The organism is Paenibacillus spiritus, assembly GCF_008710135.1.
GTDB lineage: Bacteria > Bacillota > Bacilli > Paenibacillales > Paenibacillaceae > Paenibacillus_AQ > Paenibacillus_AQ glufosinatiresistens.
Window position 1 is genome coordinate 141,461 of the sequence record NZ_VYKK01000015.1, and the last position, 24,948, is coordinate 166,408.

Below are 24,948 nucleotides of genomic sequence, written 5' to 3' on the forward strand. Positions count from 1 at the left end.
GTCTATATGGAAGAAGGGGCGAAAGGAGAACGATATGGAGAGCCTGATTCAGATACAGGCCCCGTCCCTGTCCGAAGAAGAGGAATTCTTCCGGCAGGTGGGGGAGCACCGGCGGACCTTATACGGCATCGCGTACAGCTATCTGCGCAGCGAGTCCGATGCGCTGGAAATGCTGCAGGAGGCGACCTGCCGGGCGTGGATCAAGCGGGGAAGCCTCAGGGAGGCGGAACGGATGGGCCCCTGGCTGATCCGGATTGTCATCAACTGCTGCAACGACGAATTGAAGCGGCGCAAGCGCAGCCGGTCGGCCGGCTACCGGAGTCCGGCGGAGAACGGAGTCGCCGAGATGAGCAGCGACGCCAGGCTCGACATGGAGCGGGCACTTGAGGGCATCTCCCCGAAATACCGGCAGGTGCTCGTGCTGAAATATTACCGCGACATGACGGTAGCCGAGATAGCGGCCGTGCTGGAGAAGCCGGAAGGCACCGTCAAGACCTGGCTGAACAAGGGGCTGGCCGGAATGAGACGCCGATTGGGGAACAGGAGGGATCAAGACGATGTATGAAGCTGAGGAAAAAGCGCTCCGCGACTATTTCGGCGTTCTGCCCGCCGAAAGCGGGGCCGTTCCGGACGAGGCGCTGGAACGCGCCGTCCGGTCGGGAATAGGCCGCGGGCGGGCGCGCCGAACCGCGGCCAGACGGCTGCGCGCGGCAGCCGGCGCAGCTGCGGCGGTTCTGCTGCTCCTGTTCGCCCTCCCCTGGCTGTCCGGGAGGACCGGGGAGCTGCGCAGCAGCCGGGAAGCGCCGCTGAGCTGGGGCAGCCTGGAGAAATATCGCGCGGTTGCCGAAGGCGATATTACGGTCAGCTCTGCGCTCGATTCCGGTCAGTACACCCGGATCGGATCGTCCAGCGGAGAGAAGAACGGCTATTCCTTTACCGTGGATGCGGTCATTGCCGACCGCCGGGGCATGATCGTGCTGTATACGACCGAGAACCGGACGGAGGAGAAGGTTCAAATCGGAGGCTTCCAACTGAAGGGGAAGAGCCCAAAAGCGATTTCCCTCATCTCCTATTCGGGCTGGTCGGAGGAGGAAGGGCGAATCGGCGCCGTTCCGCACCTGATCCGCATCAACTGGGCGGACGGCTACCAGCCGAAGGGAGACTGGACGGCAAGCCTGACCATGACGCCGGATAATGCGGCGGCGCTGAGTGCGAGCAGCAGCAAATACCGGACGGTTCTGCAGGCTCCGATCAAGCTTGACCCGGCGGCGGATATCGCTTCGGGTAAAGTGCGCAGGCTGGACAAGGAACTTGTCATCGGCGGCCAGAGCCTGACGCTGGAGCAGGCGTATTACGGAACAACCGGCATTTACCTCGACTATATGTACGGCAAAGATAATTCCAAGCAGCTGTTCAGCGCGATCAAGCCGACGATCACGGAAGAGAGCGGGGGGAAGCAGCCGACGACGGAGTTGACCTCCTCCACAGAGATGTACCGGACGGACGGCGGACGGACCCTGATTTTTGAGAATGACAACCGGAATGCGAACGGAGCCATGGAGCTTCATATCCTGGGCCTTCAAGCGCTGGATAAGACGAAGCTGGACCTGGTCGTGGATACGAAGCGGCAGCGGGTGCTGCAGGGGCCGGATGACAAGCTCTCCTTCTCGGAGCAGCCTGCGGCCAAGGGTCAGCTGATTCTGTCCTATCAGCTGGGGCAGCTTATCGGCAAGGACGGCAGCAAGCAATACCTGCGCTACGGAATCAATCTGGAGGAAGACTATACAGATGGGGAAGGGAAGCGGCACCGCATGGACGCGAACCGGTCTTCTTCGTCTTACAGCGGTTCCTCCGGGGAGGAACGGCAGGATTTTATTTATGACCTGGGCACCGCCGCAGAACTGCCGCAACCGCTGACCTTTCGAATCTCTTCTTATCCGAGTCCCGTGCTCGAAGCCAAGACGATACGGATCCGCTAGCCGCATCGCCCGGAAGCCGGCCTTGGCCGGTCCCGGAACGACGCAAAAGCGGCCTCTGAAACCCGAAGGTTCAGAGGCCGCTTCCTTCTATCTGTTACTGGATTCGCTTCACGATTCGCCGGAACCGGCCAGCGCATCGCAAAAGGCCTTGCCGTAAGGCGGGAGATCCGGGGGACGACGCGCCGATATAATATGACCGTCGGCCACGACCGGCTCGTCCTTCCATACGGCTCCCGCGTTCTCCATGTCGTCCCGGATGCCGGGAGTAGAGGTAACCGTCACGCCCTTCAGGATCTTGGCGGAGATCAGCACCCAGCCGGCATGGCAGATTTGTCCGATCGGCTTGCAGGCTTCGTGGAAATCCCGAATCAGCTTCAGCACAGCGGGATAGCGGCGGATTTTGTCCGGCGCCCAGCCGCCGGGAACGAGGATGCCGTCATAATCGGCCGCATCCAGCTCGTCCCAGGAGCGGTCGGCCACGGCCGGAACGCCATATTTGCCGGTGTAGGTTGCCCCGGCTGTCGAGCCGGCCAGCACTACCTCGGCGCCTTCCTCCCGTACCCGGTAGACCGGATACCAGAGTTCCAGATCTTCGAATTCGTCGTCTACAAGCGCAATGACTCGTTTGCCAGTAAGTCGCATGGCGCAGCTTCACCCCTTCATCCAATGTCAATCCAATTGTAGCAAATCGGGTCCGTGAAGTCACTCTGCGGGAGTAAGCCCTGGCTTCTGGCCGATCTGGTAAATAAAACATGATATGCAATCGGAAGGAATTGAGCGCTCTGGCGCCGAATAAATCAAGTAGTCCGAAAATCGCCGATTTTCGGCATCACCGATCAGGTCCGAGGTGTCTGTTATGAGCGATTGGAGCAGGATTCAGAAGCGCTGCGGCTGCGGAGCCGCAATGATGATACATATGCATACCCTGATATATAAACGAAGAGTTCAGATCGCGGAGGTACCGGTCTACAGCTGTGCCCGCTGCGGCATCTATGAGCCGGTGCCGATGATTCGCCAGGAATTGATGACCCTTCTGGCGGAATTGAATGAGCAGACGCCCTCCGGCAGTCTGTCCTTTGCCGAACGCTCCGAATGGGCCGCTATCGTGCGGGACACGCTAACGTCAGAAGGTGCGGGAGCAGCGGAGGAAGAAGGGTTGGGGCCGGCCATTCAGCAAGCCGTTCAGGGCCGGATTGATCTGCTGCTGGATTTGTACCGGTTCGCTTTCGCCGCAGGAGAGGCGACCTGGATGGCGGAGATCGAGCGGAGATTGTCAAGCCTTACCGGTGTGGCCTTAAATGGAATGAAAATGGAATCGAATTGAAATATATCTGAAAAACTATTGAAAATTTTTCAGGAATGATGGATTTTTGCGTCGAATTTTGATAGGATTAAATTAATGAAGCAACACCGTGTAGAGTAACGTCTTTGAAAGAAATTCTGAAAGGAAATTGAAGCGTTATCATTGCACAAAAGCACGAAGTGTCGTATCATGTTTTTAATTGAATGATCGATAAAATTTATCGCAATGGAGAGAGTATATTGACGGTAACCATTTACGATGTGGCGCGAGAAGCAGGCGTATCCATGGCTACGGTATCCCGGGTTGTGAACAACAACCCGAACGTGAAGCCTCAGACCCGCAAGAAAGTATACGAAGCGATCGAGCGCTTGGGCTACCGCCCGAATGCGGTGGCGAGAGGCCTCGCCAGCAAGAAGACGACGACGGTCGGAGTGGTTATTCCCGACATTTCGAACTCGATTTTTGCCGAAATCGCCCGCGGTATCGAGGATATCGCCAACATGTACCACTACAACATTATTCTGTGCAATGCCGACAAGCGCAAAGAGAAGGAAATCCGCGTCATCAACACGCTGCTCGAGAAGCAGGTGGACGGGCTTCTGTTCATGGGCGGCACGGTAACGGAAGAACATATTCTGGCCTTCCAGACCGCTGCGGTTCCGATTGTACTGTGTGCGACAAGCGATGAGAAGGGGCTGTATCCTTCCGTGGATATCGACCATGAGACGGCGGCCTTTGATGCAGTCAACACGCTGATCCGGCACGGACACCGCGACATCGCCATGATCAGCGGCACGCTGCAGGACCCGGCCAACGGCTACGCCCGGTTCCAGGGCTACAAGCGGGCGCTGGAAGCGGCTGGAATTGAATATCAGGAGGATCTTGTCCGCATCGGCAACTACCGGTACGAATCCGGGGTAGAAGCCATGAAGTACTTCCTGGGTCTGAAGAAGAAGCCGACGGCAATTTTTGCGGCAACGGACGAGATGGCTATCGGCGCCATTCACAGCATTCAGGATGAAGGCCTCAAGGTTCCCGGTGATTTCTCGGTGATCAGCGTGGACAACATTCGCATGGCTTCGATGGTTCGTCCGCTGCTGACGACCGTAGCCCAGCCGATGTATGACCTGGGCGCCGTGGCCATGCGTCTGCTGACGAAGCTGATGAAGAAGGAGACGGTCGATAATCCGCGGGTGATTCTGCCGCATGAGACCATTCTCCGTCTGTCTGTCAGCCATGTGAACGAATAGGCCAAGTCGTACAAGCTTACAGGAAGCCCCGTTCGGGGCTTCTTTTTTTGAGAAAACGAAGGGGGAGACTGCCATGCGTCCGAAGAGACTCGGACTGATCGGAGCAATGGAGGAAGAAGTCCGGCTGCTGCTGGAGGAAATGAAGGAGAAGACGGAGAGCGTCCGGGCCGGTATCCGCTTCTATGAAGGACTGGTGCAAGGGCACAAAGCCGTCGTCTGTACGACGGGGGTCGGCAAGGTCAATGCTGCCGTGACCACGCAGATTCTGATCGACCGGTTCGGCGTGGATGCGGTACTGTTCACCGGTGTAGCAGGTGCGCTGCATCCGGAACTTGAAATCGGCGACCTGGTTATTTCATCAGACTGCATTCAGCACGATATGGATGCCTCGCCTCTCGGTTATTCGCCAGGGATGATTCCTTACCAGGACAACTCCGTGTTCGCTGCCGACCGGGCGCTGATTGCGCTTGCGGAAGCGGCCTGCCGGGACAGCGGCGTGCATGCCGTTACCGGACGGGTGCTGTCCGGAGACCGGTTCATCGCCGACCGGAAGGAGGCGGCCGCTCTCCGGGAACAATTCGCGGGATGCTGCGCCGAGATGGAAGGGGCTTCCGTAGCCCAGGTCTGTTCGATGAACGAGGTGCCGTTCCTTATTCTGCGGTCGATGTCCGACCAAGCCGACGGTTCGGCAGAAATGAGCTACCGTGAATTTACCGAGCTGGCTTCACGAAGAAGCCACGAAATTCTGATGTACATCCTGAAGCGCCTCCCGAACTTGTCCGGAACCGACGCTTTCTGACGAACAAGAAGGGCCGTACCGTTCAGCGTCTGCTGTAAGGTACGGCCCTTCTGCTTAATCGGTGTCGACTTCGGTTCCCTCGCCGCCCGGTTGAACAATAATCATGCCGGGATCGACGGCTCCCGTCCCGGGGTCCGCGACGGTCCCGGGGTCCACGCCGGCGTCTGCGCCGGGGAGCAGGCCGCCGGGCTGTTCGCCGCTGCCCGGAGTCGGTTCTCCTTCCGGCAGCCCGAGACCCGGAGGCAGCGTGTTATCCGGGCTTGGCGAAGGTTCGGGCGTCGGGGCCCCAACCCGTTCCGACGAAGATTCATGCCCGGCGACATCAACAGCCACGACATAGAAGATTGCGCCCGAGGAAGCCGGGGTTCCGGAGTAGAACGTAGATCCGTCTCCCGCACTCAGCACGGCCTGCTTCTGGTAGGAGACACCGTCGAGCGAACGGTACAGCCGGTAGCCGACGACATCCGCCGAATGGCTCGGCGTGAAGGTTACCACGGCTTTGCCGGTCGCATACGACACGGATACGCGGGCCGGAGCCTGCGGCGCGGCGCCGTCATCGAACCGGGGATCGACTTCGGTCGGCATGTCGGTTCTGGCATCCTCCGGCATATAATACTCCAGCGGCTCGTGCTCCTTCATTCCCTTGAAGGCGTCCAGAAGCTCTTTAACCAGCTCCTGAATCGGTTTGTCCCGCTTAACGACCACCTTATCTTTCAGGAAGTCTTCCGGGGTTCCCTCCTGCGGAATATAGTTCACGCCCTTATAGGAAATATAGGTGGCTTGGGCGATTCCGTCATCACTGTCGGTCGGCACATACTTCTCATTGAAGAGGTCGGTAGTGAATTTGTCGGTAAGATCGGTCGGCAGCTTGCCGCTGTAAGCAGAGACGGTTCTTTTGACGATGCCTTCGGGCTTGCTGAACGTCTTTGTCTCAAAGAGCTCTGGTCTCCGGTCGATCACGGCGTTCATGACTTTGCTCCACAACGCCTGCGCCTGCTTGCGCTGGGTTTTGCCCTCAAGCGTGTTGATCTGTTCCTTGTATCCGACCCACATTCCGAGTGTGACATCGGGCGTGTAGCCCATGAACCACACATCGCCGTAGTTCTGGGTCGATCCGGTCTTGCCGACAATCGGAATATCCTGAAAATGCTTGTAGCTGCTCTTGACCGTACTGCCGGTTCCGTCCGTTATGACGGTACGGAGCATGTCGGTCATGAGGTAGGCGGTCTGCGGCGAGAATACCGTAGCCGGTTCCGCCTTGTGCTGGTAGACAATATGCCCGGCGGCATCGACGATCTTGTCGATCATATAGGCATCGTTGAATACCCCGCCGTTGCCGATGGCGGAATACGCATTGGTCAGCTCTTCGACCGAGACCCCGTGGGTCAAGCCTCCGAGTACGCCGGTCTGCGCGTAGTCATCTTTGTCCTCAAGCGTTGTAATTCCCAGCTTTCGGGCGAAGGCCCAGGCGTTCTTGATGCCGACCTTCTCGTTGAACAGCTTGAGAGCCGGCAGATTGAGCGAGTTGTTCAGCGCGTAACGCGCGGTAACCAGCCCCTGATAGCGGTTATTGGCATTCTTCGGGATATGGAAGCCTTTCTCTCCGTCCTTCATGACCATCGGAGCATCGTCAAGGATGCCGGCCGGTTGAATCAACCCGGCTTCGAGAGCAGGGAGATAGGCGGCAATCGGCTTCATCGTCGAGCCCGGCTGGCGAATCATCTGCGTGGCATAGTTCATCTGCTCAATGTTGAAGTCCCGACCTTCAATCATGCCCAGAATAGCGCCGGACTTGTTATCGATCATCATGCCGGCGGTCTGCTCCTTGCCCTTGGTTTTGCTGTCGGGCGTGAAGTTGGAGCTGTCCTCCGACACACTGTGCATCGCGGAATACACCTTCTTGTCAATCGTGGTGTACACCCGGTAGCCTCCGGTCATCAATTTCCGGCGCGCGTCTTCAAACGCCTGGGAAGAGTTGTTCGCACTCGCCGCAGACGGCGCATTCTCGGCCGCCCCGGCATCCGTATCGGACTTGGCATTCTCCATCGAGAGCAGAATGGCGGTAGCCTGACGTTCCGTTTCCAGCATCAGATAGGGGTAAGTCACATAGGCTTTTTGGGTCCGGGGAGCCAGCGATCCTTTGATATCAAAAGCCAGCGCTTCCCGATACTCTTCGGAAGTGATTTTGTTCTCCTCGAGCATCCGGCGCAGAACCAGCTGCTGGCGTTCCACCGCCCGCTTGAAGGCGGCCTCGTTGAATTCGCCCGTTCCCTTGAAGGCGGAGTAGGAGGAGGGAAGCTGAGGGAGGCCTGCCAGATAGGCGGCCTGCGCAATGTTGATCTTGTCCAGCTGATCGATGCCGAAGATACCTTTGGCGGCCGCTTTGATTCCGAACAGATTGTATCCGCTTGCCCCGTTGCCGAAGGGCACCTTGTTCAGGTAGGCGGTAATAATTTCTTCTTTGGTCAAAAAGCGCTCCAGGCGCAGAGCCAGCAAAATCTCCTTGACCTTCCGGTCTTCCGTCCGGTCCAAATTCAGAAAGACGCGGCGGGCGAGCTGCTGCGTCAGCGTACTGCCTCCGGTCTGCACCGGTTCATTCAGCAGCTTTTGCTTCACGGCGCGCAGCGTACCGCGGAAATCGACGCCGGGGTGAGTGTAGAAGTCGTTATCCTCAATCGAGACCACAGCGTCGAGAATGACCTGCGGAATATCCTTGTACTGAACGAGCCTGCGGTCCTCTTCGGTCCGCAGCTGGCCGATTGGCGAACCGTCGCGGAAATAAGCGAAGCCGGTAACGTCGTTCTTCTCGATCTCTTCGTGAATCAGCTTGCCGGAGCGCACCGGATCGTCTTTCACAATGGAAGCGATATATCCGCCCACGGCGCCGCCGGCGAACAGGACTCCCATCAGGCCGAGTATGAACATCCATTTGAAGACGGAGCCCAGCCGGCGCAGCCAGGATCTTCGCCCGGGTTTCGGGGTGGGGTTAGGTTTGGCTTTCTTTTGCTTGTTGTCCTCAACCATCAACGACAATCCTCCTTTATAACGGACTTATTATAGCATAATTCGGAGAATTTGAATGCGCTTCGCAGGCGATGAGGCAGGAGGACAGGAGAAAAGGCCAGACAGCGAAAAGAAGCCCCCGGCATAGCCGGAGGCTTCGGACCCGCATCCTCTCGGATGCCGGGCGGATTAACGGTTGTAGAATTCGACGATCTGCTTCTCGTCGATGTCCTGGGACAGCTCGGAACGCTCCGGCAGGCGGATGTACTTGCCTTCCATAGCGGTGTCGGCGTATTCCAGGTATGCCGGCAGGTGATTGCGGTTCGCCAGGGCTTCCTTGATGGAAGACAGGGAACGGCTTCTCTCGCGAAGACCGATGACGTCGCCGAGGCTAACGCGGTAGGAGGCGATGTCGACCTTCTTGCCGTTAACCGTTACGTGGCCGTGGGAGACCAGCTGACGGGCGCCGGCGCGGGAGTTCGCAAATCCGAGACGGTATACGAGGTTGTCCAGACGGCTCTCAAGCAGGAACATGAAGTTCTCGCCCGCGATACCCTGCATCTTCTGTGCATGCTCGAACAGCGTGCGGAACTGCTTCTCGCCAAGACCGTACATGTGGCGCAGCTTCTGCTTCTCTTGCAGCTGCATGCCGTAGTTGCTGATCTTTCTGCGCTGGTTGGCGCCATGCTGTCCCGGAGGGAATGGGCGCTTCAGGTCTTTGCCTGTGCCGCTCAGGGAGATTCCCAGCCGGCGGCTGAGTTTGAATTTAGGACCGGTGTAACGTGCCATGTTATAGTAGACTCCTTTTTACATGAAATTCTTCAGGGCTCTATTTGCGCCGCTTTTCGTATAAGGCGGCACTGTCCGAACGGACGGCCGCACTGAGGGAGAAGTTCAGCCGCTGCTCCTTCAGTAACAAAATGCGTGAGGGTGACACAACGTTACGCCCAATGCAGACTGATACAGTCTTGCTCAACAATAAATATTATATGAAATACCATGATGAAGTCAAGCAAATCCAAGCCAAATCAAAATTAATATTGACGATAGTTCTAAGGGCCTAAAAAAAAATCCCGATTCTACCGAAAATATAATGCAAGGGAATATGAGAAAGAGTAAAATATGGTTAATTGCTAGTGTACGGTTTGCATGAACTCGCAGGGTTTGAAATTGAAGGTAAAGGGGAACCTCTTTATGTCAGAGCATGAAGCTTACGGCCATAAAGATCATCATGCCCTGATCAAGGGCTCCACAGCGGACTGGAGCGGGGAGGACCCCGTTGCCTGGCTTGCCGAAGCGGACATGCTTGAGGCTGATTTTCCCCATGCCGCCGGGATGATTATGGAGACTTTCCGGGAATGGATCGAGAATGGAACCCGGCTTTCCTTTGCTGAGAACTGGGAATGGAGCTTATTCGATTACAAGGGCAGATGGCTGGCGGATTCGCTGGAGCGGGAAGCGTCGGACAATCCGCTGTGGGAGCAGGTCGCATCGGTCAGCCTTCTCTCGCGGCGGGAATGCAGCCTGCAGATTGTAGAAGACGGAGCGGAGAAATCCTATATGGCACTCCCGGTCGGCAGCCGTTCCCGGGGAGAGATCTTCGCCCTGCTCGGCTGCTCCATGCCCGCTGTTCAGTTCTCGGCGGGAGGGAAGAATGCGGCGGAAGCCATGGCTCCGCATTTCCGGACGATCTTCTACCGCCGCTTCGAGTATTCGTTCATCTCCGATCTCGCCAGCGTTCATGGCGACGGCGAGAGCGCCAGCAGCCATCATTCGCTGCTGTTCCAGATGGTTCAGCGCATGCATGACTCGATTGACGTCCGCGCTGTGCTGACGGAAGTATTCGACAGTCTGGAAGCGATGTTCCCCGATGCCGAACTGACCCTGTACATCTCGCAGGACCAGGTGAGCGGCTTCTCGCGCGTCAAGCCGCTGCCGACCGGCTGGGAGGGCGACGATGTGCGGGAGAGAGCGTTCAAGGACGGGACGGTATCCGTACGCCTCGGAACCGGCGATAACGAGCAGATGGAGATTGCCCTGCCGCTGGGCGGCAAGCAGGGGGTGTACGGCGTGCTCCATTTGACCCAGCGGGGTTCCTGCGACGTGAACCGGGAGCTGCTCGGAATGATCGCGAGCACGGCTGGGACCGCTTTCGAGAATGCGAAGCTGTATGAGCGTTCCAACCAGCTCGTCCGCGAGCTGCGGATGAGCAACGATTTGACGCAGCGGCTGAACCAGAGTCTGCGTCTGGAAGATACGTTCGAGGCCGCTTTTGAAGAACTGATGGATATGTTCGAAGCGGATTACTGCTGCATCCTGCATTTCAACGAAGACAAGGGCGGATTGGAGGCCGTAGCGTGCAACCACCCGGCTCTGGCGAATGAGATTATTGAGATCGGCAGAGGACTGGGCGGGAAAGTATACGAGACCGGGGAGTCTATGATTTTGTCGGACTACCTGGACTTCAACGAGACGCGTTCCAAGCTGATGGATCTGACCGACTCGCATTCGCTGATTGCCACGCCCCTCAGTGTCGGCGGCCAGGTAAGAGGCGTCATTATGCTGAGCCATCAGCAGCCCCACTTCTTCTCTTATGACAATTACAAGTTTCTGCAGGCGGTAGCGGGACATATCGGACTGGCTGTGGGCAACGCCCTGCTGCACGCCGAAGTGAGAAGGCTGGCCAACCGGGATACGCTGACCGGACTGTTCGCCCGCCACTATCTCGATGATGAGATCAAATTCCGCCAGGGCAATGATTTTTGCGGGTCGTTGATCGTTGTCGATATCGACGAGTTCAAGATTGTGAACGATACATACGGGCATCAGCAGGGAGACAAGATTCTCAAGCAGGTCAGCGAGGTGATCCGGACCTCGATCCGTGGCGGGGATGTAGCCGCCCGCTGGGGCGGGGAAGAGCTGGCTATCTATTTGCCCCAACTGGGCCTGGATCAGGCGCTTGTGGTTGCCGAACGTGTCCGGGTCCGCGTTCAGCAGGAGACGGAGCCTCAGGTTACCGTGTCCTGCGGCATTGCCGACTGGAGCTGGACCGAAGAACGGATCAGCGTCGAATCGCTGTTCTACAGGGCGGACATGGCGCTGTATGAAGCGAAGAATACGGGACGCAACCGGGTCGTTGCCGACCGGAAGAAGGCGGAAGCCGGCTGGATCAACCCCTGAGGAATTTTCTCAGGGGTTTTTATTCGCGTAAGGTCTACCGGATCGGGGCAGTCTAGACGTATTGCAAGCCAGCCAGAAGGAGGATGTCACGGTGCGAGCGATACGCAGCAAGAGGAACAAGCTGAATAGGCAGCCTATGCCCTGCGAAACGAACGGGAAACGCCATCCGAAGCGGATTCGGCCGGTGCGAGCCGTCGCCGGTTGGCTGCTGCTTGCCGCCCTTGCCTTGGCGCTTCCGGGCTGCGGCGCAGGCGGAGACAACCGGACGGCAAGGGAGAGCCTGGGGCTGGCCGTGTCCGGGCTCCTCGGCAGCGACTCGGTTCGCTGCCAAGGAACAACGGCGCTCACCGTAGGAGGAGAGCAGCGGAGCTTCCGGCGTTATGAAGGCCGGCTGCAGGATCATCAGACGCTGCTGTTGTATCCGCAGTTGTCTTCCCCCTCTCCGTCCAAGGGGGAAGGGAAGACGGCCGGCAGCGGGACCCGGAAGCGTTCCCTGCCGCGGGAAGAGCCGTTCGGGGCGGTAAGCCTGACGAAGAAGAACGGCTCCTGGACAGCGATGAAGAGTGCTGACCTTTCGGGCGCGGGGGCAGCGCCGTTCAATCCGGTCGCAGCGCTGGAAGAGATGGAGAGTCTGGAAGGAGACCTCTCCTATGAACAAGGAGCCGGGCCGGGCCGGGTGCGGCTTAAGCTGAAGCTGGCTCCGGAAGCGGCAAGGACAGAGCTGCAGCGGGAGCTTGAGCGAGAAATGTCGGACCTTAAGAAATCGCTGCCCTCGGGGCGTGAAGCGGCTCTGCGGCTGTGGGCAGAAGAGAACAGCAGATTGCAGGCCCGTCTGGCGAGTGCCGAAGTCGAGACGGTCTACCGGCTGGATATTGACAGCCGCCGTTATCTGCCGAAGCGCTTGTCCCGAACGCGTACGGTCCGGGAAGAATCGGCTGGAGCGAACGTCAAGGAGACGGAGACCAGCGCGGCCGATTTTGACCGGTACCGGTAAGGGGGAACAGAGCTCCCGGAGGGATCGACCGCCGGCTCGGGGACATGCTACAATAGATAGGGTTGTCTATTTAAGGATTGTGAAGGAAGGAAGCGAGAACGATGAGAGACCCCAGAATTGAGAAACTGGCGAAGACGCTGGTGAACTACTCGGTTAACGTACAACCAGGGGAGAATGTGCTGGTTGAGATGATCGGCACGGAGCGCGACCTGCTGAAAGCCGTAGTCGAGGAGATCGGCAGAGCCGGCGGCCATGCCTTTGTAGAACTGACCGACCGCTCGGTGCAGCGGTCGATGCTGATGAACGCGACCAAGGAAAGTCTTCAGACCTGGGCGGATTACGACCTGTACCGGATGAAGCAGATGCAGGGCTACATCGGAATCCGCGCGGGAGAGAACGTGAATGATCTGTCCGATGTGCCGGAAGAGCAGATGCGGCTGTACAATTCGCTCTATTCCCATCCCGTGCACAGCGAACAGCGGGTCAAGCATACGAAGTGGGTCGTACTCCGCTATCCGAACGCCAGCATGGCCCAGCTCGCCAATACGAGCACAGAGGCGTTCGAGGACTTTTACTTCGACGTATGCACGCTGGATTACGCCAAGATGGACAAAGCCGAGGACGCGCTTGCCGAACTCATGCGGAATACGGACCAGGTGCGGGTGGTAAGCCCCGGTACGGACCTGACCTTCTCGATCAAGGGAATCGGAGCCGAGAAGTGCTCGGGCCAGTGCAATATTCCCGACGGCGAAGTGTATTCCGCACCGGTGCGGAATTCCGTCAACGGAACGATCGCCTACAATGCGGCTTCCCTCTACAACGGGGTTACCTTCGAGAATGTCACCTTCACCTTCAAGGACGGCAAGATTGTGGAAGCCGCCAGCAATGACACGAAGCGCCTGAATGAAATTCTGGATTCCGACGAAGGCGCGCGCTATATCGGCGAATTCGCCATCGGGTTCAATCCGTATATTCTGCACCCGATGAAGGACATTCTGTTCGACGAAAAAATCGCCGGCAGTCTGCATTTTACACCGGGTCAAGCATATGATGTAACAGACAACGGCAATCGCTCTTCCATTCACTGGGATTTGGTTCTCATCCAGCGTCCGGAATACGGCGGCGGCGAAATCTATTTCGATGGCCGGCTGATCCGCAAGGACGGCATCTTCGTCCTGCCTGAACTGGAAGGCCTGAACCCCGAGAACCTGAAATAAACGCTTACCCAGAATATCCCTTGCATGAGTAAGCGGATTCAATTATCATGAGAAGGAAAGAGACTCCATCAGTTTTCCATATCCAGTTGCGGAGGGATTCCTATGTCCAATAACAACGCGGCAATCGTGGAAATTGCCCAGACGGCCAGCCGTTTCAGCTCTTCCATCGTACTCCAAGCCGAGAACAAGTACATCGACGTCAAGAGCATCCTGGGACTGTTTACCACATTGGTATCTAACCAGAGCTATGAATTGCACGTTCACGGCAGCGATGCCGAAGAAGCCAAGAAAGCGCTGAGCGAAGTATTCCAGAAGCATGGCCTGCACTTCACAGTTGTAGAAGAGTAGAACTCGGCGGCAGCGAAGCGTCCTCCCGGATGGGAAGGCGCTTTTTTCTGTGCCCTGCAAGAATTGAACTGGGCCCCGGCGCAGAGGGGCGCCTTGTATTAAGCCCCAATTTCGACTAATATTAAAGAAATAGGGGTGTACCCGTTATTTTGGGCCAGAGGGGGAAGAAGGATGACTTCATCGGAATTGCAGGAACAACTGAATCAAAAAGCAGTTACTCTTCTTCAAGAAGATGCCGATAAAATCCAGAAATTGATCGAAGTGCAGATGGAGAATCTGGCTACGCGCTATTGCCCTCTCTACGAGGAAGTACTGGATACGCAAATGTACGGATTCTCAAGAGAAGTAGATTTTGCCGTCCGTGCGGGTCTGCTGGCCGAATCTCTGGGCAAACAGATTCTGAGCAGACTGGAACGCGAACTGGCGGTCCTGTACGAGGCGCTGAACGAGAAAGCGAAGAGCGCGGCAGAGTAGCGCAAACCCGTACAGCGCAAGCGGTGCAGGCAAGGCGGAGAACGGACCCAACCACAAAGAGCTTCCCGGGGCGCCGGTAACGGCGCCCCGGGAAGCTCTTTTGCGTACGGCGATAATGGAATCTAAGGGTTAGACCAGGTAGAACGATACGCCGAGGATCAGATAGACGGCAAGGAGCAGCAGCCCTTCGTACCAGTTGGTCGCGCCGTCCTGGGTAATGGATTTGGCGATAAAGACGGCGACGGCAATGGCCACAAGCTCGATGGTGGTGAAGACAATATCCATGGTGCCATGCGCCGTGAACGCACTGACGAAGATCAGGACCGGCGCGACGAACAGGGCAATCTGAAGGCTGCTGCCGATGGCGATTTCGACAGCGGCGCCGATCTTGTTCTTCATAGCCAGCATGACGGCGGCGCTGTGCTCGGCGGCGTTGCCGATAATGGCTACGAGGAACGCGCCGACAAACAATTCGCTGAGACCGAACTGCTCGGTAAGGCTCTCCAGCGTGCCGACCAGCCATTCGCTGACGAACGCAACCATAACGGTAGCCAGCACCAGATAAAAGATGGAACGCCCCTTGGACCAGGCCGGCGCATGTTCGTTGGGCAGCTCTTCCTCGTTGTCTTCTGTCACGTCGTCCAGATAGCTCTTATGCGTTATCATGGAGAAGATCAGCCAGGCGATATAGGACACGATAAGAATGCCTGCAACGACAAGACTCAGCACGTCCGTATCCTTGTCCGTGATCGAATGCGTATTCAGGAACATAGCCGGGACGAACAGCGCGATTACGGCCACAATCATCAGCGAGCCGTTCAGTCCGGCCAGGGTGATGTTGAATTTCTGGACTTTATGCTTGAGACCGCCTGCCAGGATGCTGAGGCCCAGGACCAGCAGCAAATTGCCGATAATGGAGCCGGTCAGACTTGCCTTGACCATATCGAACAGGCCTTCCTTGACGAGGAAGATAGCGATAATCAGCTCGGCTGCGTTACCGAAGGTCGCATTGAGAAACCCGCCGAGCCGCTGGCCCGCATAGTGGGCGACACTCTCGGTCGCTCTTCCCAGAAAACCGGCGACAAATACGACGGCAACAGCCGACAGCACGAACTGCAGCGTATGGTTCCAGTCCATGTAGTGGCCGATCGCACTAAGAACGAAGAAGACGGCGAGCAGAGACGGAGATAACCATTTTTTCAAAATCGGACACACCTCGATTCTTTCTGTATGTATTTGTGGATTCCTAACTCAATATACCCAAATAATCCCGAAGTGTAAACGAGTCTGAGAGAAAGCGATTTGCATTTAAGGGGGGCAGGAATTACAATAATTGATAATGAGCGCGAGGGGGACTATAGGCATGGCTGAACAACTGCAACTGGAAATGGGAAACATTCGAATCTCGAACGACGTCGTTTCAAAAATAGCCGGGTTGGCGGCTCTGGAAACCCCGGGGATCGCAGCCATGTCGGGCGGATTGTCCGAAGGCTGGGCCAAGCGCCTGAGCGGAAAGAACGTACAGAAAGGCGTTACCGTCGAGGTTGGCCAACTGGAAGCGGCTATTGATCTGCGGATTCTGGTCCTGTACGAGACTCCGATCCACGAAGTATGCCGGATGCTTCAGCAGAACGTCCGCGAAGCGGTAGAGAGCATGACCGGGCTGCGCGTGGTTGAAGTCAATGTGAAGGTGGAAGGCGTTGCCTTCAAGAACGACGAAATTTCCTGAGGCGAAATTTCCTGAATGGAAGACAGACGAACGAAGGGAGCCGTTTCTCCTGCCGGAAGGCAGAAGGAACGGCTCCCTTCTTCGTGTTGCGGCATCCTGAATGCCGCGCTTCTTACCGGACGACCGATCTCGGACCGGGCTTGACGGGCTGGGTAACCCGGACCGAAGTAGTGACTTCTTCCTTCATCGGCCGGGAGGATTCGCGCGATATGCTGAGCACGATGCCAACCGAGACCATCGTAATGAGCAGCGAGGTGCCTCCGTAGCTGATGAACGGCAGCGTAACCCCGGTCAGCGGAATGGTCTTGGTGACCCCGCCAATGTTGACGAAGGCCTGAATGGCAATAAGGCCCATAACGCCTATCCCGACCAGCGTTCCGAACGGGTCCTTGCAGCGAAGGGAGACCAGCACGCCCCTCCAGATGAAATACAGGTACAGCATCAGGAACAAGGCTGTCCCGATAAAGCCGGTTTCTTCGCCGATGACGGCAAAAATAAAGTCGGTGTACGGATACTTGAGGTAATGCAGCTTCTGAACGCTGTTGCCGATGCCCGAGCCGGTTACGCCGCCCTGGCCAAGCGCGGTGAGCGCCTGGATAATATTGTAGCCGCTGCCCTGCGGGTCGGCGAACGGGTCGAGATAAGCCTCGATCCGTCCTTTGCGGTAATCGTTCTCGCTCTGCACGGCTGCCGGAGAGGGACCGGAGACCGAATCGATCAGCGTCTTGGCGCCCATGACGATCCCGATGCCAAGCACAAGCAGGGCAACCGATCCGAGAATATGCTTCAGACTGGCCCCGCCTGCAAAAATGACCAGGCCGCTGGTCGCGACCAGGACGAGGCAGGAGCCCAGATCGGGCTGGAGCATAATCAGCCCGGCGACAATCCCGACGATCACCATAACCGGGATATAGCCGCTTCGCAGGTCCCGGAATTTCTCGCCCTTCTTGCTGATCAGCGCGGCAAGATACAGAATAATCGACAGCTTGGCGATTTCGGTCGGCTGAATGCCGAGCCCGCCGAGCTGCAGCCAGCTTCTTGCGCCGTTGATCGGCGAGGTGAAGAGGACGGCAAGAAGCAGAATCAGCGTCAGCAGAAAGAGCGGAGCATACCACTTCTTGAATTTGGCGTACGGAATATTCATGACAAACAGCATCGCGAAGGAACCGAGAACCGCCCAGACGATTTGTTTGCGCAGAAAGTAAAAGGCATCGTAATTGTATTTCTTGGTTGCCAGCGCTTCACCCGAGCTGGAACTGAATACCATGACCAGGCCGAAGCCGACGAGCAGCAGCACCAGAATCAAGAGCTGAAAATCGGGCGCGCCCTTCCTTGGGCGGCTGCTTGGTTCCTGTTCTTTCATTATTGTCATCCCATTCATGCGCGATCGGCCGCATATTTAGTACTAGCAATCACCGTATTTCTCTAATCATGATAGTATGTTTCCAGGTCCAGTGCAAGAAAGAGCAGAGCAAGGCGGGATAGTCGGTTCAGGGGGTCATCTGCTACAATAGGAAGCAACAAGGGGAAGGGAATGGAAGCGGATGGAACGGATCACATGGGAAAGTCTGGAGCCGGACATGGTGTCCTGGCGGCGTTATCTGCATCGCCGCCCGGAACTGTCCGGCCAGGAGCAGGCTACATCGGCGTTTGTAGCGGACAAGCTGCTTGAATTCGGCCTGGAGGCGCGCCGCTGCGGCGGCGGATACGGCGTGCTCGGCGTGCTTCGCGGCGGCAAGCCCGGCGCGACGGTCGTACTTAGAGCCGATATGGATGCGCTGCCGATTCAGGATGAGAAGCAATGCGACTATGCCTCCGGCGTTCCGGGAGTCATGCACGCCTGCGGACATGACGGACACACGGCGATTCTGCTGGCCGTGGCCCGCTATTACAGCGGCATGCGGGAGGAAGTGGCCGGAGAGCTGCGCTTCCTGTTCCAGCCTGCGGAGGAAGTCTGTCCGGGCGGCGCGCTCGGCATGATTGCGGACGGCGCTCTGGAAGGAGCGGACGCGGTCTACGGACTGCATCTGTGGACGCCGCTGCCGGTGGGCACAGCCGCGAGCGCGGCAGGACCGCTGATGGCCTCGACGGATGAGTTCTTCATCGAGATTAACGGCCGGGGGGGCCATGCCGGGGCGCCCCACCGGGCGACCGACAGTATTGTGGCGGCATCGGCTCTGGTGCTGCAGCTCCAGAGCATTGTCAGCCGCAATGTAGACCCCCTGCGTCCGGCTGTGGTCAGCATCGGCACGATTCAAGGAGGCTCGGCCCAGAATGTGGTGGCCGAGCAATGCCGGATCTCCGGAACGGTGCGCACCTTCGACGAGGAATCGCGTGAACTGATCCGCAGCCGCATCCGTTCGATGACGGAGTCGGTAGCTGCCGCCTACGGGGCGGAGGCGCGGATCGAGATGATGATCGGCTACCCGACGCTGGTGAACCATGAGCAAGAGACCCGGCGGTTCTTTGCCGTAGCTCCGGCGGCGCTGGGGCCCCAGGTGAAGGTTGCCGGGATGGAGCCCATTATGCCTGCGGAGGATTTTGCCTATTATGTCCGGGAAATTCCCGGCTGCTTCATGTTCGTGGGAGCGGGCAATCCGGCGAAGAATGCGGTCTATCCGCACCATCATCCCCGATTTGACTTCGACGAGGATGCGCTGCTGCACGGAGCGAAGCTGCTGGCTGCCATGGCCGACTCCCGGCTTCGGGAGCCTGCCGCTCCGAAGAAGGAAGCGCAAGCTTAGGGCGGCTGCGCATAACCGGGCAGACGCAGGGACAGCCTATATTCGCACAGCCGGTCAGTCTGCCCAGAGAGGGGCGGCACTCCGGCGAATCGAATGCAGGAGGCGTGAACAAGCATGAAGAGAACCGTACAGGAAATTATGTCTGCCCGTCCCGTTACTGTCACGCTGCAGGACAATATTTACGAAGCTGCCGTCAAGATGAAGGATCACGATACCGGCTTCATTCCGGTTGTCGAGTTCGCTGACGGCGAGACGCTGATCGGCGTTGTGACCGACCGCGACCTGGTTACCCGCGGCTATGCGGAGAAGCATTCCGGCTCGACTTCGATCGAGACGGTGATGACGACCGGCATCCGCACGGCTTCGCGCTATACCACTGTCGACGAGGCCGCCGAGCTGATGGCGGAACAGCAGATTCGCCGTCTGCCTGTCACCGACGACGGCAAGCTGGTCGGCATTGTATCCATCGGCGATCTGGCGGTCCGCGGCATTTTTGCCGACAATGCCGGGGACGCGCTGAGCGATATCTCGGAGCATCACTTGCACTAGAGACTGAAGCGGCTCCAATGTTAAGCCGCCCAATCAGCGCCGACAGAGGCGCCGGATACTCCGTTCCAGACGGAGACCGGCGCCTTTTGTGTCTGCGCAGGAGGAAGAAACGGGAGCCCGGCTTGCAGGCTTGCGCATATTTTTCCAGCAGAGCAGCCAAGCTATTCGGGATAAGGAACGACAGGTCAAGGAGGTGCTGTCATGAACGGCAACGGCCCGCTGATTGTTCGGAAGGACCGGACGCTGCTGCTGGATTGCAGCCATTCCCGCTCGGCGGAGGCGGGGGAGAAGCTGGCCCAGTTCGCCGAACTGGTGAAGAGTCCGCCGCCGTATCATACCTACCGGATGAGCTCTCTCTCTCTATGGAATGCGGCCGCCCGGGGGTTATCGGCGGAACAGACGGTGGAATGGCTGAGAGAGTATGCCCGCTGGGATCCGCCGGAGGGCGTCGCGGAAGAAGTGACGGAGATCATGTCGCGCTACGGGAAGCTGCGGCTGCTTCTGTCACCGGCTTCCGCCGACCGGCTGGTGCTGACCGGGGAGATCCATCTGCTGGACGAGCTGGAGCGGAAAGGCGCTTCGCAGGAAGCCGGGCTTCGGCGAACCGGTCCCTGCGAGCTGACCGCGGAACTGGGCAACCGGGGCCGGGTGAAGCAGGCATTGGCCCGGGCCGGGTATCCGGTGCTCGACGAAGCCGGCTACCGGGCGGGAGAAGCGCTGGCGATAAGCTGGAAGCCGGGAAGGGCGTCGGAGCTTCGCGATTATCAGAAAGAAGCGGCGGAACGGTATCGCAGCGCCAGAGGAAGCGGCGTCCTGGTGCTGCCCTGCGGGGCCGGCAAAACGCTGCTGGGCATCGCCGTTCTGCAAGCTCTCTCCTGTGAAGCGCTGATTCTGACCAGCAGCACGACTTCGGTCCGCCAGTGGATCGCCGAGCTGTTCCGCTGGACTGAACTTGAGCCTGCCGACGTCGGCGAGTATTCCGGCAGCCGCAGGCAGATTCGGCCGGTTACGGTGGCGACCTACCAGATGCTGGCCCGCAAGGGAGAAAGAGAGGGCCGGAATCACCTGGGCCTGCTGGGTGAACGGAGCTGGGGCCTTATTGTCTATGATGAGGTCCATCTGCTGCCCGCTCCCGTCTTCCGGGTAACGGCGGATCTTCAGGCTACCCGCAGACTGGGGCTTACGGCAACGCTCGTCCGGGAAGACGGAAGAGAAAGCGACGTCTTCTCTCTGATCGGACCCAAGCTGTATGACTGCCCGTGGAAGAAGCTGGAGGGACAGGGCTGGCTGGCGGAAGCGGCCTGCACGGAGATTCGGGTGCCGATGGCTCCCGAGCTTAGAATGCAATATCTCCGGGCGCCGGTTCGCGACAAGTTCCGGCTGGCTTCGGTCAATCCGGCCAAGACGGAGGCTGCCCTGCGGCTGCTAAAGCGGCATGCCGGAGAGCCGGTTCTGATTATCGGCCAGTACCTGGACCAGCTGGAGGAGATCGCCGCTGCCGCCGGAATTCCGCTTCTGACCGGAAGGACGCCGCAAGGACGGCGGATGGAGCTGTACCGGAGCTTCAATGCCGGGGAGATTCCGGGGCTGGCGGTGTCCAAGGTAGCCAATTTTGCCGTGGACTTGCCTGCGGCGGCCGTAGCCATCGAGGTATCGGGGGCTTACGGCTCGCGCCAGGAGGAAGCGCAGCGGCTGGGACGGATTCTTCGGCCCAAGCCGGGCCGGAACCGGGCCATCTTCTATGTTCTGGTCACGGAGGACACAAGGGAGGAAGACTTTGCGGTCCGCCGACGCCTGTTCCTGACGGAGCAGGGCTACGAATACCGGCGTATCGGACTTGGACTCTTCGGGGACGGACAGGAAGGAGAATACCGATGCTGAGCGACAAGGCTGCGGAGCTGCTCCGGCTGGTCTGCGCCGCGCATGCGGCGCTGCCTTGGACGGAGGAAGCGGCGGAGAAGCTGCGGCCGCCGGGCATGAGCCGGTCGGAGCTGACCATCGCCCGGGAAGAACTGCTGGACCAGAGGCTGCTCACCTGCGCACAGCGCCTTGGCGGAGAGCTTCTCTACGGCATTCCAGAAGGGCGGCTTGCGGAAGTGCAGGGCCGCTTCTTCCGCTACGTCCCCGAGACCGGTCCCGAGCCGGCAGTCCGGATCATCATGCCGGCAGCAGCGGGGCTTCCGGCGGACCTGTTCCGTCTGCTGCACCGGATTGCCGGAAGCGGGCTTCCGCTTACGGCTAAAGGGCTGCTGCATCTGGGCCATCTGAAGAAGCTGGCGGCGGGGGTATCTCTCCAGGAAGGGCATCTGGAAGGGCTCGGACTTCGCTCGTCCTATTCGGCGGAGTGTCCGCTACCGGCGCTGGTGCTGGCCGATCTGCTGCTGACGCTGGGACTGATCCGCCGGCGGGACGGGGTTCTGATCCCGGACCGGGAACGAACCGAAGCATGGCTCGGCCTGGCGGAGCAAGCGATGTACGCCCGGGCGCTGGAAGCCGTATGCTTCCGGTACGGCGCTCCCGGTCCGGGGGCGCAGCATTTGCGGGGCGCGGTTGCGGGAGCCGGCTGGCTGGCGGGCCGCTGGTACCGCCTCGACCGCCTGCTGGCTGCGCTTGAAGCAGCGGGTCTGGGACAGGACCGAAGAGCGCCGGAGCAGCAGGAGCCGGAAGCGGCCGCCTGGCTGTCCTGGCTGGCGGGGGCGGGGCTGCTCTCGCTGGGACGCGCGGACGCGGACGGCGGGCTCTGCTTCCGCTGGCGGATGCCCTACCCCTGCTCCGGAAGCTGCCTGCGGCAGGAAGCTGCGCCGAATGAGGACAGGGAGAAGGATGCGGCGGAAATCCCCGAAGCTGCCGAAGCCCGTACAGGACATTTGATCGTTCAGCCCGATCTGGAGGTGCTGATTCCGCCGGAGACGCCGTACCGGGTGCGCTGGGGACTGGCCTGCTTCGCCGAGCCCGAGACGCTGGAGAGCGGGCTCTGGAGCTTCCGGCTGACCCGGGAACGCCTGGAGGCCGCTTCGGCGGCCGGACTCCCGCCGGAGGAGGCCGCAGCCTGGCTCGGCCGTCATGCCGCGGGCGGCCTCCCTCCCGGCGCAGCGGAGATTATCGGTCAGTGGGCGGCCGGGCTTGGGCGGACGCGTCTGTCCGAGATGCAGGTGCTCGCCTGCCGCGATCTCGCCGACGCGGAGGCCGTAGCCGGCCACCCGCGCCTGGGCGACTGTCTGGTCCGGCTGGGCCCCCTGCACTTCGGGGTGCTGCCGGACCGCCTGCCGCCGCTGCTGCGCGAGCTGGCGGCTGCGGGTCTTGCGCCGCCCTCCGGCCGCGGCGCGGCCCCTGTGCCGGAACCGGAGCTGTTCCGGCTCGACCCGCCGCCCGCTGCGCCGGGCGGCGGGGAGGGCGCGGCCGCCCGGGAGGGCCGCGCCGCAGGCAGCGCGCCGGAAGCGGCGACGCGCGAAGGAAGCCCCGGTGCGGCGCCGGGGCTGTTCCCGCCGAGCCGGGGGCTCGGCGAAGGGGCCGCCGTGCGGGAGCCGGCGGCGGAGCTCTGGCCGGACCGGGACCGGGTTCCGGCCATGTGGCTGCGGGAGCGGCGGCGGTACCATGCCGCGACCTCCCGCAGCGTGATGGAGCAGGCGCTGCGCTGGGGCGTTGCAGCCGCCGTGACCGTGGACGGAGAAGAGCGGCGGTTCGTGCCCGAGCGAATCCTGCCGGGCCGCTGGCGGGTCTTCGGCTATTTTGCCGATGAAGACGGGGCGGAACCCGCGGCCGCCGAGCTGGAGGCCGAAGATTGGGGCGAGATCGGAATCATGCTGCCGAAATCGCGCATTGCCTCTTCTGCGGGGCAGGGCGATATGGTATGATAAGGAGAGTCCACCGCAAGGTGGGTATTTCATATAGAAGGCAGATGAGGTTCATGAGCGTAGCGGAAGCGCATTCGGTAGACATGGCCGAAGTTCTTATATACGCCTATGAATTGGGCGATATGATTAACCAATCCGCCGAGGTGTCGGATTATTTATACTGGAAGGAACGGGTCGCCGCAAATGCCGGCATCCAGGAGCTGGTCCGCAAGCTGGAGCGGAAGAAAGAGCTGTTTGAGGAGACACAGCGGTTCGGCCACTTCCATCCGAATTATCATGAGGCGCTGGGCGAAGTCGCCAAGGTCGAGGCGGAGCTCGAACAATTCGAGGAGGTTGTCCGTTTCAAGGCCGCGGAGAAGACGCTGGACGATCTGCTGCATTCCATGTCGGAGACGATCGCGTATTCGGTATCGGACAGCATCAAGGTTCCGGGCAATGATCCCTTGCCTTCCGGCGGGGGCTGCGGCAGCGGCGGTAAGTGCTCCTGCGGCTAAAGACGCTGGAATCCTATATCTACGGCAGAGAGGCGGAAAGAAGCATGTTTGCGGAACGAACCGGTTACATCGTCTGGGTCAGCGACGTCAAGGCGGCGCGCAACTTGGAGAAATACGGCAGCCTGCATTACATTTCCCGGAAGATGCACTATGCGGTCATCTATGTGAATGCGGACCGGGCGGAAGAGACGATGAAGAACATCAAGCGGCTCTCCTATGTCCGCAAGATCGAGCGTTCCTACCGCAATGAGCTGAAGACGGAATATGCCAGCAAGAACCCGGACAAGACCCGCTCCTACAGCCTGTAGGCCGCGGTTGTCCGGTGCAGGATGAACAAGGAAGCGCCCGGAACCTCGCGTTCCGGGCGCTTTTTATTTGCAGGGGGCAGCGGACGGAGCACCGCCGGGCATGAACGCTGCGTCTTCCGGCCCGAACGCGTTCGTCAAGGGTACATGGATATCCGCCGTTCATCATGGTAGAATAGGACCATTAGAAGCGCCAGTACCTGAACGCCGGGAGTGTGAGACTTGTATGCGCGATATTGAAGCGGAAGGCCCCGGCATGAACGATCCGTTCTTTATCATGCTGGAGGGCCGGCGGATTGCGGATGCCGCGATCGCGCCCCACGCGGCGCGGCGGCTGGAGGAATGGAACCAGAGAGAAGGAAGCCCGGGCCGTTGGAGCGCTTTTTGGCTGTGGCAGTGCCTGAAGCAGAAGCGGATTCGCGTCCACTCTCCGGAAGAGCCGGAGATCTACTGCATCGATAACGATCTGGTGATCGCCGTTCGGCTGACGGAGATTGCGGGAGAGACGGACAAGCTCGGCAACGTGTTGTACAAGCTGACGGTCGTCTCTTTTCTCGGCAAAATGTCGGAGGATATCCACCTGCGGGATCTGAGCGCACTGACGGCCCGCCCGCGGAACGCGAAGCGCGGCAGTCTGGTGCATACCGGCCGGAAACGGCGGTAGCGCCTTGGACCCAGAGGCTCGCGGCCACCCGGCCGCGGGCTTCTTGCATATGGGAACAGTCC

Annotated in this window: 23 protein-coding genes; 18 read left to right on the forward strand and 5 right to left on the reverse strand. The window is 59.4% G+C overall.

The window, feature by feature from the left end; all coding sequences use genetic code 11:
• The first annotated feature begins 34 nt into the window (after positions 1-34).
• Positions 35-565: an RNA polymerase sigma factor gene (locus F4V43_RS11495; protein ID WP_150458379.1), complete on the forward strand. Its 531-nt coding sequence runs from the start codon at positions 35-37 to the stop codon at positions 563-565.
• The gene (locus F4V43_RS11500) at positions 558-1,979 is read left to right on the forward strand and encodes a DUF4179 domain-containing protein (RefSeq protein WP_150458380.1); all 1,422 of its coding nucleotides are present in this window, start codon (positions 558-560) and stop codon (positions 1,977-1,979) included. The genes F4V43_RS11495 and F4V43_RS11500 overlap by 8 nt, the downstream gene beginning before the upstream one ends.
• Positions 1,980-2,087: 108 nt before the next feature.
• Here F4V43_RS11500 and F4V43_RS11505 read toward each other — a convergent pair whose 3' ends face one another.
• Positions 2,088-2,621, reverse strand: coding sequence for a type 1 glutamine amidotransferase domain-containing protein (locus tag F4V43_RS11505; protein ID WP_150458381.1), 534 nt, complete (start codon positions 2,619-2,621; stop codon positions 2,088-2,090).
• Between the two features lie 214 nt (positions 2,622-2,835).
• On the opposite strand from F4V43_RS11505, the gene F4V43_RS11510 reads away from it, so the two are divergent.
• The 3 genes from F4V43_RS11510 (at position 2,836) to F4V43_RS11520 (ending at position 5,331) form a co-directional block, all read left to right on the forward strand.
• The gene (locus F4V43_RS11510) at positions 2,836-3,303 is read left to right on the forward strand and encodes a hypothetical protein (protein WP_150458382.1); all 468 of its coding nucleotides are present in this window, start codon (positions 2,836-2,838) and stop codon (positions 3,301-3,303) included.
• 218 nt (positions 3,304-3,521) lie between these two features.
• Positions 3,522-4,532 carry a catabolite control protein A gene (gene ccpA, locus F4V43_RS11515; RefSeq protein WP_150458383.1) on the forward strand — a complete coding sequence of 337 codons (1,011 nt, stop codon included), beginning with the start codon at positions 3,522-3,524 and terminating at the stop codon, positions 4,530-4,532.
• Between the two features lie 73 nt (positions 4,533-4,605).
• Positions 4,606-5,331, forward strand: a complete 726-nt coding sequence (locus F4V43_RS11520; protein ID WP_150458384.1) for a 5'-methylthioadenosine/adenosylhomocysteine nucleosidase — start codon at positions 4,606-4,608, stop codon at positions 5,329-5,331.
• Positions 5,332-5,385: 54 nt separating this feature from the next.
• Here the strand turns inward: F4V43_RS11520 and F4V43_RS11525 are convergent, their stop codons facing one another.
• Positions 5,386-8,355 carry a transglycosylase domain-containing protein gene (locus F4V43_RS11525; protein WP_150458385.1) on the reverse strand — a complete coding sequence of 990 codons (2,970 nt, stop codon included), beginning with the start codon at positions 8,353-8,355 and terminating at the stop codon, positions 5,386-5,388.
• A gap of 168 nt (positions 8,356-8,523) precedes the next feature.
• Entirely contained in the window at positions 8,524-9,123 is a 600-nt protein-coding gene (rpsD, locus tag F4V43_RS11530) for a 30S ribosomal protein S4 (RefSeq protein WP_150458386.1), read from the reverse strand.
• Positions 9,124-9,528: 405 nt separating this feature from the next.
• Between rpsD and F4V43_RS11535 the strand changes: the two genes are divergently transcribed.
• The 5 genes from F4V43_RS11535 to F4V43_RS11555 all read left to right on the forward strand — a co-directional run bounded on the left by F4V43_RS11535 (position 9,529) and on the right by F4V43_RS11555 (position 14,547).
• A complete protein-coding gene (locus F4V43_RS11535; RefSeq protein WP_150458387.1) occupies positions 9,529-11,514 on the forward strand; it encodes a sensor domain-containing diguanylate cyclase in 1,986 nt (661 codons plus the stop codon).
• Positions 11,515-11,605: 91 nt separating this feature from the next.
• The gene (locus F4V43_RS11540) at positions 11,606-12,508 is read left to right on the forward strand and encodes a hypothetical protein (RefSeq protein WP_150458388.1); all 903 of its coding nucleotides are present in this window, start codon (positions 11,606-11,608) and stop codon (positions 12,506-12,508) included.
• A 101-nt stretch (positions 12,509-12,609) separates the two neighbouring features.
• Entirely contained in the window at positions 12,610-13,725 is a 1,116-nt protein-coding gene (locus F4V43_RS11545) for an aminopeptidase (protein WP_150458389.1), read from the forward strand.
• Between the two features lie 102 nt (positions 13,726-13,827).
• A complete protein-coding gene (locus F4V43_RS11550) occupies positions 13,828-14,073 on the forward strand; it encodes an HPr family phosphocarrier protein (protein ID WP_150458390.1) in 246 nt (81 codons plus the stop codon).
• A gap of 171 nt (positions 14,074-14,244) precedes the next feature.
• Positions 14,245-14,547 (forward strand): YlaN family protein, encoded by a 303-nt coding sequence (locus F4V43_RS11555; protein WP_150458391.1) that lies wholly within the window; start codon positions 14,245-14,247, stop codon positions 14,545-14,547.
• Between the two features lie 129 nt (positions 14,548-14,676).
• Here F4V43_RS11555 and cax read toward each other — a convergent pair whose 3' ends face one another.
• Positions 14,677-15,750 carry a calcium/proton exchanger gene (cax, locus tag F4V43_RS11560; protein ID WP_150458392.1) on the reverse strand — a complete coding sequence of 358 codons (1,074 nt, stop codon included), beginning with the start codon at positions 15,748-15,750 and terminating at the stop codon, positions 14,677-14,679.
• 160 nt (positions 15,751-15,910) lie between these two features.
• Between cax and F4V43_RS11565 the strand changes: the two genes are divergently transcribed.
• Positions 15,911-16,276: an Asp23/Gls24 family envelope stress response protein gene (locus tag F4V43_RS11565; RefSeq protein WP_150458393.1), complete on the forward strand. Its 366-nt coding sequence runs from the start codon at positions 15,911-15,913 to the stop codon at positions 16,274-16,276.
• Positions 16,277-16,388: 112 nt separating this feature from the next.
• Here F4V43_RS11565 and ftsW read toward each other — a convergent pair whose 3' ends face one another.
• Entirely contained in the window at positions 16,389-17,639 is a 1,251-nt protein-coding gene (gene ftsW / locus F4V43_RS11570; protein ID WP_150458394.1) for a putative lipid II flippase FtsW, read from the reverse strand.
• 181 nt (positions 17,640-17,820) lie between these two features.
• Between ftsW and F4V43_RS11575 the strand changes: the two genes are divergently transcribed.
• From F4V43_RS11575 to F4V43_RS11605, 7 genes are all read left to right on the forward strand, one after another.
• Positions 17,821-19,020: an amidohydrolase gene (locus tag F4V43_RS11575; RefSeq protein WP_150458395.1), complete on the forward strand. Its 1,200-nt coding sequence runs from the start codon at positions 17,821-17,823 to the stop codon at positions 19,018-19,020.
• A 114-nt stretch (positions 19,021-19,134) separates the two neighbouring features.
• Positions 19,135-19,569, forward strand: a complete 435-nt coding sequence (locus tag F4V43_RS11580) for a CBS domain-containing protein (protein WP_150458396.1) — start codon at positions 19,135-19,137, stop codon at positions 19,567-19,569.
• A gap of 201 nt (positions 19,570-19,770) precedes the next feature.
• Entirely contained in the window at positions 19,771-21,450 is a 1,680-nt protein-coding gene (locus F4V43_RS11585; protein ID WP_150458397.1) for a DNA repair helicase XPB, read from the forward strand.
• Positions 21,444-23,423 carry a helicase-associated domain-containing protein gene (locus tag F4V43_RS11590; protein WP_150458398.1) on the forward strand — a complete coding sequence of 660 codons (1,980 nt, stop codon included), beginning with the start codon at positions 21,444-21,446 and terminating at the stop codon, positions 23,421-23,423. The genes F4V43_RS11585 and F4V43_RS11590 overlap by 7 nt, the downstream gene beginning before the upstream one ends.
• A 53-nt stretch (positions 23,424-23,476) precedes the next feature.
• Positions 23,477-23,917 (forward strand): YlbF family regulator, encoded by a 441-nt coding sequence (locus tag F4V43_RS11595; protein WP_150458399.1) that lies wholly within the window; start codon positions 23,477-23,479, stop codon positions 23,915-23,917.
• 44 nt (positions 23,918-23,961) lie between these two features.
• Positions 23,962-24,225, forward strand: coding sequence for a YlbG family protein (locus F4V43_RS11600; protein WP_150458400.1), 264 nt, complete (start codon positions 23,962-23,964; stop codon positions 24,223-24,225).
• Between the two features lie 223 nt (positions 24,226-24,448).
• The gene (locus F4V43_RS11605) at positions 24,449-24,886 is read left to right on the forward strand and encodes a hypothetical protein (RefSeq protein WP_150458401.1); all 438 of its coding nucleotides are present in this window, start codon (positions 24,449-24,451) and stop codon (positions 24,884-24,886) included.
• The last annotated feature ends 62 nt before the right edge of the window (positions 24,887-24,948 follow it).

What these genes read in the sequence shown, in the direction of transcription:
- F4V43_RS11565 (WP_150458393.1), top strand. Translation starts at nt 15,911, where the DNA reads ATGGCTGAACAACTGCAACTGGAAATGGGAAACATTCGAATCTCGAAC.
- F4V43_RS11545 (WP_150458389.1), top strand. Translation starts at nt 12,610, where the DNA reads ATGAGAGACCCCAGAATTGAGAAACTGGCGAAGACGCTGGTGAACTAC.
- F4V43_RS11510 (WP_150458382.1), top strand. Translation starts at nt 2,836, where the DNA reads ATGAGCGATTGGAGCAGGATTCAGAAGCGCTGCGGCTGCGGAGCCGCA.
- F4V43_RS11590 (WP_150458398.1), top strand. Translation starts at nt 21,444, where the DNA reads ATGCTGAGCGACAAGGCTGCGGAGCTGCTCCGGCTGGTCTGCGCCGCG.
- F4V43_RS11495 (WP_150458379.1), top strand. Translation starts at nt 35, where the DNA reads ATGGAGAGCCTGATTCAGATACAGGCCCCGTCCCTGTCCGAAGAAGAG.
- F4V43_RS11600 (WP_150458400.1), top strand. Translation starts at nt 23,962, where the DNA reads ATGTTTGCGGAACGAACCGGTTACATCGTCTGGGTCAGCGACGTCAAG.
- ftsW (WP_150458394.1), bottom strand. Translation starts at nt 17,639, where the DNA reads ATGAAAGAACAGGAACCAAGCAGCCGCCCAAGGAAGGGCGCGCCCGAT.
- F4V43_RS11550 (WP_150458390.1), top strand. Translation starts at nt 13,828, where the DNA reads ATGTCCAATAACAACGCGGCAATCGTGGAAATTGCCCAGACGGCCAGC.
- F4V43_RS11595 (WP_150458399.1), top strand. Translation starts at nt 23,477, where the DNA reads ATGAGCGTAGCGGAAGCGCATTCGGTAGACATGGCCGAAGTTCTTATA.
- F4V43_RS11575 (WP_150458395.1), top strand. Translation starts at nt 17,821, where the DNA reads ATGGAACGGATCACATGGGAAAGTCTGGAGCCGGACATGGTGTCCTGG.
- F4V43_RS11580 (WP_150458396.1), top strand. Translation starts at nt 19,135, where the DNA reads ATGAAGAGAACCGTACAGGAAATTATGTCTGCCCGTCCCGTTACTGTC.
- F4V43_RS11520 (WP_150458384.1), top strand. Translation starts at nt 4,606, where the DNA reads ATGCGTCCGAAGAGACTCGGACTGATCGGAGCAATGGAGGAAGAAGTC.
- F4V43_RS11535 (WP_150458387.1), top strand. Translation starts at nt 9,529, where the DNA reads ATGTCAGAGCATGAAGCTTACGGCCATAAAGATCATCATGCCCTGATC.
- rpsD (WP_150458386.1), bottom strand. Translation starts at nt 9,123, where the DNA reads ATGGCACGTTACACCGGTCCTAAATTCAAACTCAGCCGCCGGCTGGGA.
- F4V43_RS11505 (WP_150458381.1), bottom strand. Translation starts at nt 2,621, where the DNA reads ATGCGACTTACTGGCAAACGAGTCATTGCGCTTGTAGACGACGAATTC.
- F4V43_RS11605 (WP_150458401.1), top strand. Translation starts at nt 24,449, where the DNA reads ATGCGCGATATTGAAGCGGAAGGCCCCGGCATGAACGATCCGTTCTTT.
- F4V43_RS11525 (WP_150458385.1), bottom strand. Translation starts at nt 8,355, where the DNA reads ATGGTTGAGGACAACAAGCAAAAGAAAGCCAAACCTAACCCCACCCCG.
- F4V43_RS11500 (WP_150458380.1), top strand. Translation starts at nt 558, where the DNA reads ATGTATGAAGCTGAGGAAAAAGCGCTCCGCGACTATTTCGGCGTTCTG.
- F4V43_RS11585 (WP_150458397.1), top strand. Translation starts at nt 19,771, where the DNA reads ATGAACGGCAACGGCCCGCTGATTGTTCGGAAGGACCGGACGCTGCTG.
- F4V43_RS11555 (WP_150458391.1), top strand. Translation starts at nt 14,245, where the DNA reads ATGACTTCATCGGAATTGCAGGAACAACTGAATCAAAAAGCAGTTACT.